This is a genomic window from Streptomyces sp. NPDC058000 (assembly GCF_042886435.1).
Lineage (GTDB): Bacteria > Actinomycetota > Actinomycetes > Streptomycetales > Streptomycetaceae > Streptomyces.
On record NZ_JBHVQS010000001.1, the window covers coordinates 363,486 to 379,690 of the forward strand.

18 protein-coding genes are annotated in these 16,205 nt (G+C 71.2%); 9 read left to right on the forward strand and 9 right to left on the reverse strand.

The window, feature by feature from the left end; genetic code table 11:
* Nucleotides 1–13: 13 nt before the first annotated feature.
* Complete coding sequence (locus ACFVT2_RS01730; RefSeq protein ID WP_390010849.1) at nt 14–1,351, forward strand: YibE/F family protein; 1,338 nt, start codon at nt 14–16, stop codon at nt 1,349–1,351.
* Between the two features lie 138 nt (nt 1,352–1,489).
* On the opposite strand, the gene ACFVT2_RS01735 is transcribed toward ACFVT2_RS01730, so the two are convergent.
* The 4 genes from ACFVT2_RS01735 to ACFVT2_RS01750 all read right to left on the reverse strand — a co-directional run bounded on the left by ACFVT2_RS01735 (nt 1,490) and on the right by ACFVT2_RS01750 (nt 3,988).
* On the reverse strand, nt 1,490–1,912 hold the full coding sequence (locus ACFVT2_RS01735; RefSeq protein ID WP_390010850.1) for an SsgA family sporulation/cell division regulator: 423 nt from the start codon (nt 1,910–1,912) through the stop codon (nt 1,490–1,492).
* A gap of 104 nt (nt 1,913–2,016) precedes the next feature.
* On the reverse strand, nt 2,017–2,793 hold the full coding sequence (locus ACFVT2_RS01740) for an IclR family transcriptional regulator (RefSeq protein WP_390010851.1): 777 nt from the start codon (nt 2,791–2,793) through the stop codon (nt 2,017–2,019).
* 449 nt (nt 2,794–3,242) lie between these two features.
* Nucleotides 3,243–3,470, reverse strand: a complete 228-nt coding sequence (locus tag ACFVT2_RS01745) for a DUF5326 family protein (protein ID WP_146022046.1) — start codon at nt 3,468–3,470, stop codon at nt 3,243–3,245.
* Nucleotides 3,471–3,670: 200 nt separating this feature from the next.
* Nucleotides 3,671–3,988: a cupin domain-containing protein gene (locus tag ACFVT2_RS01750; RefSeq protein ID WP_390010853.1), complete on the reverse strand. Its 318-nt coding sequence runs from the start codon at nt 3,986–3,988 to the stop codon at nt 3,671–3,673.
* Nucleotides 3,989–4,036: 48 nt separating this feature from the next.
* On the opposite strand from ACFVT2_RS01750, the gene ACFVT2_RS01755 reads away from it, so the two are divergent.
* The 5 genes from ACFVT2_RS01755 (at nt 4,037) to ACFVT2_RS01775 (ending at nt 7,887) form a co-directional block, all read left to right on the forward strand.
* On the forward strand, nt 4,037–4,414 hold the full coding sequence (locus ACFVT2_RS01755) for a phage holin family protein (RefSeq protein WP_390010855.1): 378 nt from the start codon (nt 4,037–4,039) through the stop codon (nt 4,412–4,414).
* Between the two features lie 3 nt (nt 4,415–4,417).
* A complete protein-coding gene (locus ACFVT2_RS01760) occupies nt 4,418–4,984 on the forward strand; it encodes a low molecular weight protein-tyrosine-phosphatase (protein WP_390010857.1) in 567 nt (188 codons plus the stop codon).
* Nucleotides 4,981–6,156 (forward strand): cystathionine gamma-lyase, encoded by a 1,176-nt coding sequence (locus ACFVT2_RS01765; RefSeq protein ID WP_390010858.1) that lies wholly within the window; start codon nt 4,981–4,983, stop codon nt 6,154–6,156. Before ACFVT2_RS01760 ends, ACFVT2_RS01765 begins: the two co-directional genes overlap by 4 nt.
* 297 nt (nt 6,157–6,453) lie before the next feature.
* Nucleotides 6,454–7,350, forward strand: coding sequence for a LysR family transcriptional regulator (locus ACFVT2_RS01770; RefSeq protein ID WP_390010860.1), 897 nt, complete (start codon nt 6,454–6,456; stop codon nt 7,348–7,350).
* Between the two features lie 57 nt (nt 7,351–7,407).
* Nucleotides 7,408–7,887 (forward strand): NUDIX domain-containing protein, encoded by a 480-nt coding sequence (locus ACFVT2_RS01775; protein ID WP_390010862.1) that lies wholly within the window; start codon nt 7,408–7,410, stop codon nt 7,885–7,887.
* A gap of 74 nt (nt 7,888–7,961) precedes the next feature.
* Here the strand turns inward: ACFVT2_RS01775 and ACFVT2_RS01780 are convergent, their stop codons facing one another.
* The 3 genes from ACFVT2_RS01780 to ACFVT2_RS01790 form a co-directional block, all read right to left on the reverse strand.
* Nucleotides 7,962–8,792, reverse strand: coding sequence for a pyridoxamine 5'-phosphate oxidase family protein (locus ACFVT2_RS01780; protein WP_390010864.1), 831 nt, complete (start codon nt 8,790–8,792; stop codon nt 7,962–7,964).
* A 94-nt stretch (nt 8,793–8,886) separates the two neighbouring features.
* Nucleotides 8,887–10,749: a globin domain-containing protein gene (locus tag ACFVT2_RS01785; protein WP_390010865.1), complete on the reverse strand. Its 1,863-nt coding sequence runs from the start codon at nt 10,747–10,749 to the stop codon at nt 8,887–8,889.
* Between the two features lie 459 nt (nt 10,750–11,208).
* A complete protein-coding gene (locus ACFVT2_RS01790; protein ID WP_390010867.1) occupies nt 11,209–11,844 on the reverse strand; it encodes an HAD family hydrolase in 636 nt (211 codons plus the stop codon).
* 130 nt (nt 11,845–11,974) lie between these two features.
* On the opposite strand from ACFVT2_RS01790, the gene ACFVT2_RS01795 reads away from it, so the two are divergent.
* Entirely contained in the window at nt 11,975–12,505 is a 531-nt protein-coding gene (locus ACFVT2_RS01795) for a DUF2269 domain-containing protein (RefSeq protein ID WP_390010868.1), read from the forward strand.
* A gap of 106 nt (nt 12,506–12,611) precedes the next feature.
* Here the strand turns inward: ACFVT2_RS01795 and ACFVT2_RS01800 are convergent, their stop codons facing one another.
* Nucleotides 12,612–13,829, reverse strand: a complete 1,218-nt coding sequence (locus ACFVT2_RS01800) for an MFS transporter (protein WP_390010870.1) — start codon at nt 13,827–13,829, stop codon at nt 12,612–12,614.
* Nucleotides 13,830–13,965: 136 nt separating this feature from the next.
* On the opposite strand from ACFVT2_RS01800, the gene ACFVT2_RS01805 reads away from it, so the two are divergent.
* Both ACFVT2_RS01805 and ACFVT2_RS01810 read left to right on the forward strand, forming a co-directional pair.
* Nucleotides 13,966–14,448 carry a MarR family winged helix-turn-helix transcriptional regulator gene (locus tag ACFVT2_RS01805; protein WP_390010872.1) on the forward strand — a complete coding sequence of 161 codons (483 nt, stop codon included), beginning with the start codon at nt 13,966–13,968 and terminating at the stop codon, nt 14,446–14,448.
* Between the two features lie 90 nt (nt 14,449–14,538).
* Nucleotides 14,539–14,991 (forward strand): GNAT family N-acetyltransferase, encoded by a 453-nt coding sequence (locus tag ACFVT2_RS01810; RefSeq protein ID WP_390010874.1) that lies wholly within the window; start codon nt 14,539–14,541, stop codon nt 14,989–14,991.
* Between the two features lie 15 nt (nt 14,992–15,006).
* On the opposite strand, the gene ACFVT2_RS01815 is transcribed toward ACFVT2_RS01810, so the two are convergent.
* Nucleotides 15,007–15,792, reverse strand: a complete 786-nt coding sequence (locus ACFVT2_RS01815) for a TetR/AcrR family transcriptional regulator (protein ID WP_390010875.1) — start codon at nt 15,790–15,792, stop codon at nt 15,007–15,009.
* Nucleotides 15,793–16,205: the final 413 nt, after the last annotated feature.

The window sequence follows — 16,205 nt, forward strand, 5'->3', positions numbered from 1 at the left end:
CGATGATCGGGCGGTGAGCCCTCCCGAAGCCCAGCACCTCGCCGCCGGCCCTGCGCACACGCACAGCCACGGGCCGGCCGCCCCCGTCTCCCGGCATCTGCGCAAGGTCATCGCCGCCGTCCTGATCCCGTTCGCGGCCGCGGTCGCGGTCGGTCTGATCGTCCTCTGGCCCGGTGGCGCGCCGTCCCACAAGCCGTCGGGGGTGGGTTTCGACCAACCCACCGAGAAGGCCCGGATCACCAAGGTCGAGGAGGTGAACTGCGCGGCGGTACATGCCGAGCAGCAGCCGCAGCCCACCGCGCCCGGGGGCCAACCGCCGGCCGCCGGCGCGTCCCGCGACAAGCCCTGCGAGCAGGCGACGGTCAAGGTCACCACGGGGGAGAACGCCGGCCGGACCTTCCAGACGGTGGTGACGCCGGACGCCCCGCGGCACTACACGACCGGGCAGGACGTGGTCGTCTCCTACTCCCCCAAGGCGCCGAGGGATCTGCAGTATGCGGTGACCGACGTCGACCGCACCGTTCCGATGTGGGTGCTGGCCGCGATCTTTGCCGTTGCGGTGGTGATCGTCGGGCGGCTGCGCGGGGTGCTGGCGCTGGTGGCGCTGACCACCAGCTTCGGCCTGCTGACGCTGTTCATCCTCCCGGCGATCCTCCAGGGCTCCGATCCGCTGGTGGTGGCGATGGTCGGCGGCAGCGCGATCATGCTGATCGCGCTCTACATGTGCCACGGGCTGACGGCCCGTACCTCCGTGGCGGTGCTCGGCACCCTCGCCTCCCTGCTGCTCATCGGGCTGCTGGGCTCGATCTTCACCCGCTGGGCGCTGCTGACCGGCAACACGGACGACACCACCGGTCTGGTGCACGGGCTGTACCCGAACATCGAGATCCGCGGTCTGCTGCTGGCGGGGATCATCATCGGCTCACTGGGGGTGCTCGACGATGTGACGGTGACCCAGACCGCGGCGGTCTGGGAGCTGAAGGAGGCCGATCCGTCGGCGGGTTGGCGCAAGCTGTACGGCGCGGCGATGCGGATCGGGCGGGACCACATCGCGTCGGTGGTGAACACCCTCGTCATGGCCTACGCGGGCGCCGCACTGCCCCTGCTCCTGCTGTTCTCGATCGCACAGAGCAGCGTCGGTACGGTCGCCAGCAGCGAGGTGGTCGCGGAGGAGATCGTCCGCACCCTCGTGGGCAGCATCGGGCTGGTCGCGTCGGTGCCGGTGACCACGCTGCTGGCAGCCCTGGTGGTCTCGGCGGATCGTCCGGTGCCGGGCGGGACGGGGCGGGTGCCGGCCATCGGGGGACGCGGCGGGCGGCGCGCGGCGCACGGGCGACGCCGTAAGCACTGAGCGCGCAGCGCGGAAGCGAGACGGGCCGAGGGGGGAAGGGTCGGGCGGGCGAAGGGCGTTGGGGCGACAGGGCAGGGACGATCGGCAGCTGGCCGGGCGGCGGCGACAGGGGGAGTGAACGGGCTGTGGTCGGCGGTATCAGCCGGCCGGAGCCTCCGTAAGGATCCGGTCCAGCGCGGCCTCCAGGGTGTCGCAGACCTCCTCCTTGCCGAGCGGAACGATGCGGTCCGTGCGATCCAGGAAGGCGATCAGCGGCGGTGCGCTGGCCCGGAAGAGAGCCCGCTCGGCGCCGACCTGAAGGCTGATGTAGACATCGCTGAGGTGCTCGGGGGAGGACGGCTCGACCCGGACGTCCCCCTCGCCGGCCGGCCGGCTCAGCCCGTCCAGCAGCAGTTCACGGCCGAACACCCAGGTCACGGGCGCATCCCCGGGGAGATCGAAGGTGAGCCGGACGGCGTAGGGATCGGCGCTGTCGAATTCCAGCTCCACCGGGATCCGGAAGGCGAGCTCCTCCGAGACCAGGAAGCTCATGATCACTTCTGCCTGAACCGTGTCGTTCATCAACCACTGCCCCGCGCTTGATCGGAGATGGCCGGGAATCATCCCTGGAAGCCCTATTGACGCCATCGTCGGTCACATGCAGGCAGATCACAAGGAGTGAGTTTTCAGATACTGATAGAGAAGGCGAGTGTCGTTAGTACCGTCTCCGCCATTTTCCGTAGTCGTTCCGTAACTGCATGCAATCGGTGCGCTTCCGTCGCAGGAAGAGAAACCGCCAGTGTCGCGGCGGCGGAGCCGACCCGGATGGGAATCGCCGAGCACACCGTGCCCAAGGCATATTCCTGGCGATCATAGGCAACTTGGCCGCGACGCACCGTAGCCAGCCGATTCAGCAGATCACCCTCGGAACGCACCGAAAAGGGCGTCATCGACTGCACCGGATAGCGGGCCAAGTGCTCTTTCCGGGTCGCTTCGTCGAGCTGCGCCAGGAGGCACTGCCCGATCGCATGGGTGTGGGCGGTGGAGCGGAAGTCGGCCCATTCCTCGACGGGCGGCCGCGCCGGATCGTCGGTTATCGCCACCACCTCCACCTCGCCCTCGCGGTAGACGGCGAAGTAGACGGCGGCGCCGAGTTCGCGGCCCGCCACGGCCAGCGCATCGGCCAGCCGCCGGCGCTGCCGCCGTCGGGCCCCCGCCCGACCGATGGACTCGGCGCCCTCGCCGATGACGAAGACGCCGTTCTCCCGGCGCAGATAGCCCTCGTGGGTCAGCGTTCGCAGCAGGTGATAGGTGGTGGGAAGCGGAAGTTGGGCCTCCCTGGCCAGTTGCTTGGCGGGCGCACCGTCGGTGTGCGTGGCCACCGCTTCCAGGAGCCGCAGCGCCCGCTGCACCGACCCGATCAGGGTGGGGTGCGAGCCGGATTCGTCGTTGCCGATCACCAACGCAACCCCCAGGTCCGAGCGCCATGGTCCCGCGGCCCCGGCCACGGGATCCGCTCCCGCGACCGTGCGTCTCCCCTGACGTCCGACGCGATGCCCGGCCCGATCGCTCGGTATTTTCCGGAACGTCAACGTCCGGAAGACGCCTGCGTCCGCACTGTAACCCGGGCGATCCGGCACAGGAGCCGAAAGTCCTGGAGTTAACCCGGCCTTGAGCGCCTCCCCGGACCCGATGACGCTACGGAGCAAGCTACACACTCTTGGTGAACAGGTGGAACGCTGTGGACGCCGACCGTACGAGAATGACCGGCGGACCGGATTCCGATCCCCGTTCGGCCTCGCCGCGGGAGTGTCGAGCAGCGGCCCCGAACGCCGGACGCCCTGCTCCCGGGCGGGGGCAGGGCGTCTTCGGACGGTGCGGGTCGGAGTACCGGTCGCGCTCGGGGCTCGGCCTACCAGTCGCTCTTCGACGAGGACGAGGACGAGGACCCGGTGAACCTGCGCACGAGGTAGATGACACCGGCGATCAGGGCCGCCGCGATCAGCACCTTGAAGAGCAGGCCGATCAGGAAGCCGAGCGCGGCGGTGATCAGTCCGCCGAAAACGACGATCAGGATGACGGGCACCACGACCCAGGTGACCCACCACGGAAGCCCTGCGAGTATCCCCTTACCAGCCACTGCTCTGCCCTTCTTTCTGTCTTGCGCGCTGTTGTCGGCCTGTGCCGCTCCGGTGGCACCGTCCGCGTGCTCCGCGTCCGTCGCGCCGCGTCTCCGGTCCCCTGTACACCAACGATGCTAGGGCGCCGGAGGCCGCCGCGGGGGCCTGGCAGCCCCGGCTCTCCCCTGAGCTGACCCCTACGGGTTCCGGGGTCCGGCCCTCAGCTTTCGGGCGGAGAAAACACCACCACGACCCGTAGGTCCTCGCTGATGTGGTGGAACTTGTGGGGCACCCCGGCGGGTACGTAGACCACGCTGCCGCGGGCCACCGACTCCGTCTCCGTCCCCACGGTGATCGCCCCGTGGCCGCTCACCACCAGGTACACCTCGTCCTGGGCGTGCGGCTGTTGCGGGTCGACGGCGCCGGCGTCCAGCGCGTACAGCCCCACCGACATGGTGCGTTCCCGGAGGAACTGCAGATACGCGCCGTCATTCGCGACCCGTTCCGCTTCGAGTTCATCCAGTCGGAAAGCCTTCATCCCGTTCGCACCTCTCACCTGTCGGCAGTCGTCTGCGACGATCTCACCATGAAGCATTTTCTGGTCAAGACGCTCGCCAACGCCGCGGCCCTGGCCGTGGCCATCTGGCTCCTCAAAGGCATCACACTCACCGGTGAGAACACCGGCCGCAAGGTGCTCACGCTGGTCCTAGTGGCGCTGATCTTCGGGCTGGTCAACTTCCTGGTCAAGCCCGTGGTCAAGCTGCTCTCCTTCCCCCTGTTCATCCTCACGCTCGGCCTGATCACGCTGGTCGTGAACGCGCTGATGCTGATGCTGACCTCCTGGGTCGCCGGCAAGGCCGACCTCGCCTTCCATGTGGACGGCTTCTGGACGGCGCTGCTCGGCGGCGTGATCGTCTCCATCGTCTCCTGGGCGATGCACGTGCTCCTTCCCGACAAGGACTGACGCTTGACCACCTGCTACCGCGTCTGCTTCGTCTGCACCGGCAACATATGTCGCTCGCCGATGGCCGAGTCCGTCTTCCGTGCCCGGATCACGGAGGATGGACTCGACGCGCTCGTCGAGGTCGACAGCGCCGGCACCGGTGGCTGGCACGAAGGCGACGGAGCCGACCCCCGCACCATCGCCGTCCTGCGCGCCGGCGGCTATCCGACCGCGCACGCCGCCCGGCAGTTCCGCGCCTCCTGGTTCGCCCGCCGCGACCTGGTCATCGCGCTCGACTCGGGTCATCTGCGCGAGCTGCGCCGGCTGGCCCCGACCGCCGAGGACGCCGCCAAGGTCCGGCTGCTGCGCGCGTACAGCTGCCGGACCGGCCCGGCCACGGACCCCGCTGACCTCGACGTGCCGGACCCCTACTACGGCGGCTTCGCCGGCTTCGAGGGGTGCCTGGAGATGATCGAGACGGCCTGCGACGGCCTCTTGGAGGCGGTTCGCGCCGAGGTCACCTCCGGCTCGCCCGGCCCCGCCGAGCCGCGGCCGGGCCTGCACCACCCCCACCACAAGGAGAGCGCATGACCGGCGACGGCACCCGTGCGGTGCGGGCCGGGCTCCCGGAGCCCAAGGCCCATGAACCAGCACTTCCCGGCCCGGTGTTCGCCGCCCACTTCCACCTCCCGGGCGAGGCCACCGGCCCGTATACGTACGGCCGCGACACCAACCCCACCTGGACCCGGCTGGAAGCCGCCATCGGCGAGCTGGAGTCGCCGGACGAGCCCGCCCACACCGTCGCCTTCGCCTCCGGGATGGCGGCGATCACCGCTGTGCTCTTCTCCCAGCTGCGCACCGGCGACGCGGTGGTGCTCCCCGGTGACGGCTACCAGCTCCTGCCCGCCGTCCGCGCCCGCCTGGAGAGCTACGGGATCGAGGTCCGCGTCCCCCGCCCGCCTGCCGACCACCGCCTATCAACCCGTGCTTCGCAGACCCCCGTTGATGCCGCCCTCGACGCTCAGCCCGGCATCCTCGAAGGCGCCCGGCTGTTGTGGATCGAGACGCCTTCCAACCCCGGTCTGGACGTCTACGACATCCGGCGGCTGGCGGCCGCGGCGCACGCCCGCGGTGCGCTGGTCGCCGTGGACAACACCCTCGCCACCCCGCTCGGCCAGCGCCCGCTGGACCTGGGCGCGGACCTCTCGGTCGCCAGCGGCACCAAGGCGTTGACCGGTCACGGCGATGTCCTGCTGGGCTACGTCACCACCCGGGACGCGGCGCTGGCCGACGACGTCCGGCTGTGGCGCAAGACGGTCGGCGCGATCCCCGGCCCCATGGAGAGCTGGCTCGCGCACCGCTCGCTGGCCACTCTGGCGCTGCGCGTCCGCCAACAGGCAGAAGGGGCACTGGCGCTGGCCACCGCGCTGACCGGCCGCCCCGAGGTCACCGGGCTGCGCCATCCCGGCCTGCCGTCGGACCCGTCGCATGCGCTCGCCGCCCGTCAGATGCGGCCCGGCCGCTTCGGCTGCGTGGTGTCCTTCGTCCTCCCGGACAAGGCGTACGCGGAGCGGTTTCTGGCCGCGCTGACGCTGGTGGACGATGCGACCAGCTTCGGCGGCGTGCGGTCCACCGCCGAGCGGCGGGCCCGCTGGGGCGGCGACGACGTACCCGAGGGCTTCGTCCGCTTCTCGGTCGGTGTCGAGGAACCGGAGGATCTGGTCGCCGATGTCCTGCGAGCGCTGGACGCGGCGAAGGCGTAGCGCCGTGGTGCCGTGCCGCGGGGCGGCCCTTGGGCCCGTAGCGCACCGCGGTCGCTCGTCGCGGGTACCTCGGCACGGGAACGGCCGGCAGGGTATCCCCCCTCGTCACCCTGCCGACCGGCGGTTCCCGTGAATCCGGTCCGGACGTTTCACAGACCGATGTTTCACGTGAAACGAACCGCTTCAACAAGGCTAGTTGACTGAGCGTCAGTGTCCAATCACGCTAGCGACACAGCCCTATCGACAAATTTATAGTTGGCCCGCGACCAGGCTTCCGAGGGGCACAGGAGGTACGCGATGGATCTGGCACTGCTGCGCACCTTCGTCACGGTCCACCGCGCCGGCTCGTTCACCCGGGCCGCCGCGCTGCTCGGGCTCTCCCAACCCGCGGTGACCAGCCAAATCCGCACCCTGGAACGCCAATTGGGCCGCCCGCTCTTCGTCCGCTGCGCCCGCGGCGTCACCGCCACCACCTTCGGCGACGAACTCGCCCACAAGATCGCGCCCCACCTCGACGCCCTCACCGAGATCACCGAGGCCGGACTGGACCAGGACTCCACCACCCGCACGCTCCACCTCGGCGGCCCACCGGAGTTCACCGCCGAGCGCGCGTTACCCGCCCTGAGCCCGCTCATCACCCAGGGCCTGTCCATACGCACCGCCTTCGGCGCCGCCGACGAGCTACTGAACGGCCTGGCCGCCGGGCACCACGATCTGACCGTCACCACCACCCGACCACGCGGCGGACTGCTCACCGCCACCCCGCTGTGCGACGAGGAGCACGTGCTGGTCGCCGCGCCCCGCTGGGCGGCCCGGCTGGGCGGCCCCGGCGTCCTCCAGGCCCGCGGCGTCCGCGTACTGGACCCGGTCCCGTTCGTCGAGGTCCACGAGAGCCTGCCGTTGATCGCCCGCTACTGGGCAGCCGTCTTCGACGCCAAACCCACCGCCGCCGCCACGGTCGTCGCCAGTGATCTGCGGGCGGTGCTGTCCTGCGTCGCGGCGGGCGCCGGGCTGGCCGTCCTGCCGCGCTACCTGTGCACCGAAGCGTTGAACAGCGGCACGGTGGTCGCCCTCCTCGACCCGCCGGTGCCCCCGCTGCGCACCTATTTCCTGGCCGTACGGACCGGGACGCTGGGGCTGCCGCACATCGCGCGGGCGCACGAGTGGCTGTTGCGCACCGCGGCGGGCTGGTGACGTGGGCAGTGGGACGAGGGGGGTTTCACCAGGCCGTGACTGCGGGATCTGTCCCCTATGACCGTACGGCCAGTCGTCAAACGCACCGCCCGCGCGATTCTGCTCGACGGAGCGGAGCTCGTACTGATCAAGCGCACCAAGCCGGGGCGGTCCCCGTACTGGATCACACCGGGCGGCGGCGTCGAGCCGGCGGACGCCACGGTCGTCGACGCCCTCCACCGCGAACTGGACGAGGAGCTGGGAGCCAAGGTCACCGACGTGGTGCCGGTCTTCGTCGACACCGTCGAGCACCTCACCGACGGCGGTGTGGACGGCGTCAAGGTGCAGCACTTCTTCGTCTGCCGGCTGGACTCGATGGATCCGTCCCGCCGGCACGGCCCCGAGGTCGAGGAACCGTGCGGCGAGTACGAGATCGTGCGGGTGCCCTTCACCCGGGTCGGGATCGCCTCGGTCGAGGTCGTCCCGCTGTCCCTGCGGCACTACCTGGACGGCAACATCGAGGGCGTGCGCGCGATGCACGCCCCCGATCTGGGGTAGGGCCGGTCCGACCCCAGATCCAGGGGACGGGCCTCAGGGCGCCCAGGGCCGATGGTCCCGGGGCGCCGTCGCGGTCAGCCGTCGCGGCGGTCGAACCAGCCGCGGAACTCCGGCGCGTCCTCGGCGGCCCGGCGCGGCTGGGCGCGGGCCAGCACCTTCTCGACCCGTTCGAGGAACTCCCCGTTCAGCTCCGCGGCCACGTCGTCCCGCGGCGGGCGCGGACCGGGCACGGGCGCCGGGCCGGCACCGTACCCGGGCTCCGGGACGTCCTCGTGCAGCCCGCCGCGCAGGTGCTCGTTGGCGTGCTGCGGCCGCCGGAAGGGCGTGCGCAGGTCCGCCTCGACGGCGGACCCGAAGAAGTCGCCGCCCTTGCGCTTGACGTCGTCGGTGCCCCAGGCCCGGGCGCCGCGCTCCTTCGCCGGGACCTTCTGCAGGTGCGGGATGTGCTTGGCGCAGTGGATGTACGCCTCCTCGACCTCGGCCATCACCCACAGCTGCGCCCGGCGGCCGGGGATCGGGTCCACCGGGAGGTCCGGGTAGTGGACCCGCATGTCCTCGTCCAGCACCACACGGGCCCGGCCGTTGATGTGCAGACCTATCCGGTCGCGGGTGAAGTCGATCATGAGGATGCCCAGCCGCGGGTTCTCGGAGAGGTTGCCGATGGACGCCATGACGCCGTTGCCGCGGTACTCCGGGTACGCCAGCAGCCGGTCGCCCAGCACCCGCACGAATCCGGGCGGCCCGGCCCGGAAGGTGGAGTCGCACTCGCCGTGCCGGTCCGCCGTGGCCAGGAAGAACATCTCCTGGCGGGCGACGAACTCCTGCATCCGCACGTTGAGATGGTCCAGGACCTGGTCCGTGTAGAAGCGGTCGGCGCGCCCGGACGTCCCGAGTCTCTGCTGCACCAGGTGCTCACCGTCGCTCCCGGGGCGCTCCGCCGGTAGGCGCAGCCCCCGTCCCTCCGTCGGCCGACCGTATTCACCTTCGCCTGCCAAGACTTCAGTCTCCCGTCGATACCAGCTCTTCGATGGAGTCGTGCCGTATCCGCTCGGCCGGAATACCGACCCCCACCAATGCCTCCACGCCGCTACGGATCAGTCCCGGCGGTCCGGAAAGATATGCGTTGTACTCCCGGTACGGGCCGTATTGCCGCACTGCGTCGGGGAGTTGACCGCTGATGGTGGCGGGCCCGCCCCGGGTGCCCGGCCCGATGGCGACGACGGGGCGGACGGAGAGCCAGGGGTGGGTCTGCTCCAGGCGCAGCATGGTGTCGATGTCGTACAGGTCGTGTTCGCTGCGGGCGCCGTAGAAGACCTCCACCGGGCGCCGGGCGCCGTGGTGCGCGACGTCCTCGATCAGCGCCTTGATGGGTGCGATACCGGTGCCGCCGCCGACGCACAGCAGGCCGTTGCCGGTGGAGTGGTCGACGGTCATCGAGCCGGCCGGCGCACCGAGCCGCAGGACGTCACCGGGTCGGGCGCGGTGCACCAGTGCGTTGGAGACCCAACCGGCCGGCACCGCCTTCACGTGGAGCGAGAGCAGTCCGTCCGAACGCGGCGCCGAGGCGAAGGAGTAGTGCCGCCAGACCCGCGGCCACCACGGGGTCTCCAGGCTGGTGTACTGCCCGGCGCGGAACGGGTACGGCTGGTCCGGTCGGACCGTCACCACCGCGGTGTCGGGGGTGCGCAGCTCGTGCGCGACGACCTCGGCCTGCCACCAGGCGGGGGCGACCGCCTCGTCCTCGGCCGCCGCGTCGATCATGATCTGCGAGATCGCGATGTACGCGCGCACCCACGCGGCCTCGGCCTCCTGGCTCCAACTGGAGGTGGCGTAGCGGGAGAGCGCGCTCAGCAGGCACTCGCCGACCGCCGGGTAGTGGTCGGGCTGGGTGCCGTACTTGCGGTGCCCGCGGCCGAGCTGGGAGAGGTACTGGGTGAGCACCTCGGCGTTGTCCACGTGCTGGGCGGCGGTGAGCAGCGCCTTGAAGAGCCGGTCGCGCTGGGCGTCCATCGAGGCGGGGAACAGTGCCCGCAGATCGGGGTGCTGGACGAACAACAGCGCGTAGAAGTACGAGGTGACCTTGTCGGCCACGGGCTCGATCTCGGCCATGGTGCGACGGATGAGGACCGCGTCGGGAGAGGCCGCCGCGTCGGACGAGCCGGTGGCTTCCAGTGTGGCGAGGGTGGGCGCCGGGGCGGGCGGTGCCGAGGACACCGGCGGTGCGGGGGAGACCGGCGGTGCGGGGGAGACCGGCGGTGCGGGGGACACCGGCGGTGCGGGAGAGGCCGAGGGAGCGGAGGTGCTGGCGGGGGCCGTGGGTGCCACACGTGCTGGGGATGCCGCGGGAGCCGGGGGTGCCACAGGGGCCGGGGATGCCACAGGTGCCGAGGGGGCAGACAGGGCCGAGGGGGCAGGCGGGGCGGGAGCCGCCGTGGCGGGTGCGACGGATATGCCGAAAGCCTCGAACGGGTTCCGTGCGGCCGGCTCGTGGACCGGCTCCGGCTCGACCTCGGGGCGCGGGGCGGCGGGTGCGGGCTGCTGGGCGTAGGCGTGGGCATCGGGCTGACGGGCCGTCTCCCACTGCGGCTGCGGGCTCTGTCGCGGCACCCGCTGCGGCTCCCGCTCGGCGGCGGTACCCACCGGGCGTATCGGATTCACGGGACGGCTGGGCATCTGTTCCGTTTCGACGTGTTCGCCCGGGTCGTTACGGCCGTCCTGCGGCGATTGCTGCCCGTCCTGGCTGTTTTGCCGGGGCTGTCGATCTCCGGAAGATTTTTTCGACGGCGGAGAGAACCAACCCCAATCGCCGCTGCTGCCGCCAGAAGAGCCGTTATCGGCCGACGTGGTGGTTGGAGCGTCCATGGTCTGCCTCGCCTCGAACGTCTTTCGGTTGTCTTTGCCGTTCCGCTGACCGGAACCGCCCGGAATTCCCCCGCCCTGTCCGGAATTCTTAATCGACTCAAGCGATTCCGGCAACATCCCCTAAAGCGGACATCTCCTACTTCCCTACGGCAAGCGGCACAGATGCCGTACCGTCAGCATGCCACTCCACCTCATCGCACCGGACAAATAGCCGGAAGTCCGGGTGACGCGGGCCGCTTCCCCGCTAGGCTGACGAGCTTTGCCCTGCCGTCCACGCGCCCACGGAGACCCTCACCCCCGCCAAGCCGGACTCGACCATACCGGCAGTAGTTGAAACCACAAGCCCCGATCTGGGAACACTCAGCGCGCCCCCACCAATATCAGTGATCCTCCCCACAGACGGCAATTTCCTTGTGCACAGCGGACGAATCCACCGCAGAAAGCGCCCGGCCTGACGAATTACTCGCCGGTACGCACTAGTTCGTATGCCTCGCGCAGATCACGCCCCGTGTACGCATACGTGGCCAGGTCGCTGACATGGTGATCCGCATTCACCGCCACCGACTTCGGTACCACCGCGAAGAGTTCGGCGTCCGACATCGAGTCGCCGTACGCCACGCAGTCTCCGCGGGTCAGCCCGTACCGCGCACAGAGGTCGTCCGCGATGCGTACCTTCGCTGACGACGAGAGAATGCCGGCCGGTTCCAGCGGTTCCCGGATCGGCACCGCGGGCCACCGGGAGCCGTGCGCGGTGTCGACACCCCATGCCAGCAGCCGTTCGACGAAGAAGCCCGGCGAGAGGGAAATCACGGCGCACCGCTCGCCGCGGGCCCGGATATCGGCCCAGACGTCCCGGATGCCGGCCAGCCACGGCGCGCCCTCGAAGGCCGCCGCCACCTGAACTTCGGTCAGGTCCGCGGCCCACAGCGCACACGCCCGCTGCGCAAAGCCCGCCGGGGTCAGCTCACCGGCCGCGAACGCCCGCTCCAACGCGGCGATCTCCCCGTCCAGCCCCAGCTGCCGGGAGATCTCAACGGCGGCCGCGGACCCGTGGAGCAGGGTGCCGTCCATGTCGAACAGATGCAGCTTGCTCATGGGCGGAGCCTAGAACCTGCCCAAGAGGCCGGTGCGGGCGGGCGGAGGCCGGGCCGTACTCGCCACCGCGTACCCGCGGATACTCCCGCCGTCAGATGTACCGTCACCCGCCGCCCGCCACCGTGGAGGCATGCAGCTGCGCCGACCCGCCCGCCGGGCCCTCCTCGTCGTCCATGTCGCCGTGTCCGTCAGCTGGCTGGGACTCACCGCCGGACTCCTCACCCTGGGCGTCACCGGTTTCACGGCCGGCGCCACGGAGACCGCCGCGGCCGCCTACCGGGCGATGCGGGTCCTCACGGACGACCTGGTGCTCCCGGTCGCCGTGGCCTCGCTGGCCAGCGGGGTGGTGCTGTCCCTCGGCACGCACTGGGGGCTGGCCCGGCACCGATGGGTCCTCACCAAGTTCTGGCTGACCCTCCTGGCCGTCGGGCTGACGGTGCTCGCGCTCCGCCCCGGCATCGCCCGCCTCGCCGCGACGGCCGCCGCCGGCCACCCGGCACCCGATCCCGGCCTCCTCGTCGCGCCGGCGGTCGCCTCCGCCCTGTACCTCTTCCTCACCGCGGTCTCCGTGCTCAAGCCGTGGGGACGCACCAAACGCGGCGGCCGACCGCGCGGGGCACGGTCGGCCGGGGGCCGGGAGCGGGTGGGCGTCCCGTCCTGAGGGGGTCTGCCTGAGGGGTCCTGCTTGAGGGGTCCTGGTGGCGGGCCCACGGTCGTACGGCCCTTCGGGGCGAGCGGCTGCCCTCCAGGACGGGCGACCGGAACGCTCAGCTCCGCGCCGCCGGGACCGCCTCGTCGGCCACTGCCGGACCGCCCGCGGCCACCACGCGGCCTCGGCCCGACTGCCGGCGCTCCAGGAAGGACGCCAGCACGGCCACCCCGAGTGCCGCGACGGTCATCAGCGCACCCACCCAGTTGGGCGCGGTGAGGCCCAGCCCGCCCGAGATCACCAGACCGCCGAGCCAGGAGGCCAGCGCGTTGCCGAAGTTGAAGGCCGCGATGTTGCCGGCCGAGGCCAGGGTGGGGGCGGCGGCCGCCTGGTCCAGCACCCGCTTCTGCAGCGGCGGAACGGTCGCGAAGCCGAAGAAGCCGATGAGCGCGATGGTGACGATCGCGGCGACCTTGTGGTGCGCGGTGAAGGTGAAGGCGGCCAGCACCACCGCCAGCCCGGTCAGGGACGCGTACAGCATCGGCATCATGGCGCGGTCGGTGAACCGGCCGGATACCAGGTTCCCGCCGACCAGGCCGAGGCCGAAGACCGCGGTCAGCCAGACGACGGAGGACGGGGCGAAGCCGGCGACCTCGGTCATCATCGAGGCGAGGTAGGTGACGGCCGCGAAGACCCCGCCGAAGCCGAGGATGGTCATCAGCATCGCCAGCCCGACCTGCGGATTGCGGAAGACCGCCAGCTCACGGCCGATCCGGGCGGCCGCCTTGGCCCGCTGCGCGGGGACCAGCCTGACGATGCCGAGCAGCCCCAGCACGCCGAACACGGCGATCGCGTAGAAGGTGGTGCGCCAGCCGAACTGCTGGCTGAGCAGGGTGCCGACCGGTACGCCCACGACGTTGGCCACGGTCAGTCCGCTGAACATCAGCGAGATCGCGGCGGCCCGCTTCTCCGGGGCGACGAGGTCGGCGGCCACCAGCGAGCCGATGCCGAAGAACGCGCCGTGGGTGAACGCCGAGACCACCCGTCCGGCGAGCACCAGCCCGAAGGTGGGCGCAACGGCGGTGAGCAGGTTGCCCACCACGAACAGGCCCATCAGCAGCATCAGCATCTGCTTCCGGGTGAAGCGGGTGCCGAGCAGGGTCATCAGCGGTGCGCCGACCACCACCCCGAGGGCGTAGACGGTGGTCGCGTAGCCGGCGAGCGGAATGGAGACACCGAAGTCGGCCGCCATGTCGGGCAGCAGGCCCATGACCGCGAACTCGGTCGTTCCGATCCCGAAGGCTCCGATGGCGAGCGCCAGGAGAGCGAGAGGCATGGCGGTTCCTTCCCTTTGATCTATTGCATCCATCCTCAACCGGCGTTCACAATAATTGCAGACGCGCTTTATTTGCAAGCGCTGGATATTTCAGATGTGCCCTATCCTGGGCGTACGACGGATGAGGAGGTCTGCGATGACGCAGCGGAAGCGGGACACGGCCACCACGCAGGAAGCGGCCGCCGGGGGCCTCGCCCAGGGCTGGTGCGCACTCTCCTCCCTGCACGGCCGCATCGAGTCACACATCGAGCGCGCCCTCCACGCCCGGCACGACCTCAGCGTCCGGGAGTTCTCGGTCCTCAACGTGCTCAGCCAGCAGCACGACGGGCCCGGCGGGCACCTCCGGATGCACCAGGTCGCCGACTCGGTCGTGCTCAGCCAGAGCGCCACCACCCGCCTGGTCACCCGGCTTGAGGAGCGCGGGCTGCTCTCGCGCTACCTGTGCCCCGACGACCGGCGCGGCATCTACACCAACGTCACGCCCGACGGTCTGCGCCTCCTCGAAGAGGCTCGGCCCGCTCATGACACCGCCCTGCGCGAGGCACTCCAGGACGCCGCCAAGCGGCCCGAGCTGGCGCCGCTGGTAACGGCGGTCGAGACGCTGCGCACCTCCGCGTAACGGGCCGGACCGCCACTTTCCGCTCGGGGCACCGGGCGGACCATCCGGTGCCCCTGGGCCGCCCGGGGCCCGCGGCATAAGGTCGCGTCCATGAGCGATCTTGAGATACGCCGCGCCACCGAGGCCGACCTGCCCGCCATCGTCGCGATGCTCGCCGACGACCCCCTGGGCGCCACCCGCGAATCCCCCGACGACCTGACGCCCTACCGCGCCGCGTTCGCCGCCCTGGACGCCGACCCGAACCAGCACCTGGTCGTCGCCGACCGGGGCGGCCGCGTGGTCGGCACGCTCCAGCTCACGCTGATCCCCGGCCTCTCCCGGCGCGGCGCCACCCGCACGATCGTCGAAGCGGTACGGATCCACGCCGACGAGCGCGGGGCCGGCCTGGGCACCGTGCTCATCGAATGGGCGATCGCGGAATCCCGGAAACTCGGCTGCCAGCTCGTCCAGCTCACCTCCGACGCCACGCGCGTCGACGCGCACCGCTTCTACGAGCGCCTCGGCTTCGATGCCTCTCACCTGGGCTTCAAGCGCCAGCTCTGACGGGTCGGGAAGCGGTCAGCGGCGGTCCGGGGGAGCGGTCCGGCGCGCCCGGTGGGCCTTCTGCCGGCAGGCCCCGCCGCAGTACCGCGCGGGCCGCCCGGTGCGCGCCACCGCGAGCACCGCACCACACACCGCACATCCGGTTTCGTTACGGATCTGCCCCGTGACCGGCAGTTCCGTTACGGTCCGGTCGGCGCGGAGCCCATCGAGCATCAGCGTCGTCATCCGGCCCGCCGGCGCCGCGCCGGGCTCCGCTTCCGCCCCCACCGGGCCCGGGCCGACCGACCGTCGGCGCTCCATCGCCAGACACCCGGTCAGCAGCGTGCGCAGATCCGCCAGATCGACGTCCGCCCTTACTGCGCCCGCCTGTTGGGCCCGGGCCAGCAGGACGCCGAGCGCCACAAGGAACTCCAGCTCCGGCCCCTCTGCCGCCGGCCCCGGACCGAGCTCTCCGACCGCCTCCAGCGCCTCGCACAGCGCCCTGTTGGGGGCGGACAGCCGCACCACCGACGCCAGGAAGCGGAAGAACACCCCGCCCGGGTCGTCCGCCTCGGCCAAGTCCCCTGCGGTATCGGCGAACAGCCACATCGGGTCCTTGACCGCCGCCCTGAACAGGGCTTCCTTGGACGGGAAATGGCGGTACACGGTCCCCGCGCCGACCCCGGCACGCCGGGCGATCTCGTCGAGCGGGGCCTCCAACCCCCGTTCCGCAAAGGCGGATCGGGCCGCCTGGAGCACCAGCGCACGATTCCGCCGGGCATCCGCGCGGGTGGCCGCCGGCACGCCGTCCGCCCTCCGCACCCCTCCTGAGACCACCGAGCTCCTCCGCGTTCCACACCCGGAAGAACAACCGGGCCGATCGTTCCGATTCTACGAGGGGTTTAAAACATGCGTGCGGATCGCCACACGGGGCCGGCTGGCCGGGCCGAGAGCCGCGGGGGGTGCGGGGATGGCACGGGGATGGCACGGGGCAGGGACCGAGACCGGGGACGAAGAGGTGAGGGGGAGGTGAGGGAGGGGCGAAGAGGTGAGGCTGAGGGGTGGGGCACCCGGGCGGGAGGCACCGAACACGCCGCTCTCCGCAGTCCGCAGTCCCGCGGCCCCGCGGCCCGCAGTCCGTCCCCAGCCGCCATCTCGGCCCTCGGCACCCGGCACCCGGCACCCGGCACCCGGCAGCAAAAAGGGTGTGGTCTGTTTCACGTGAAACAGACCAC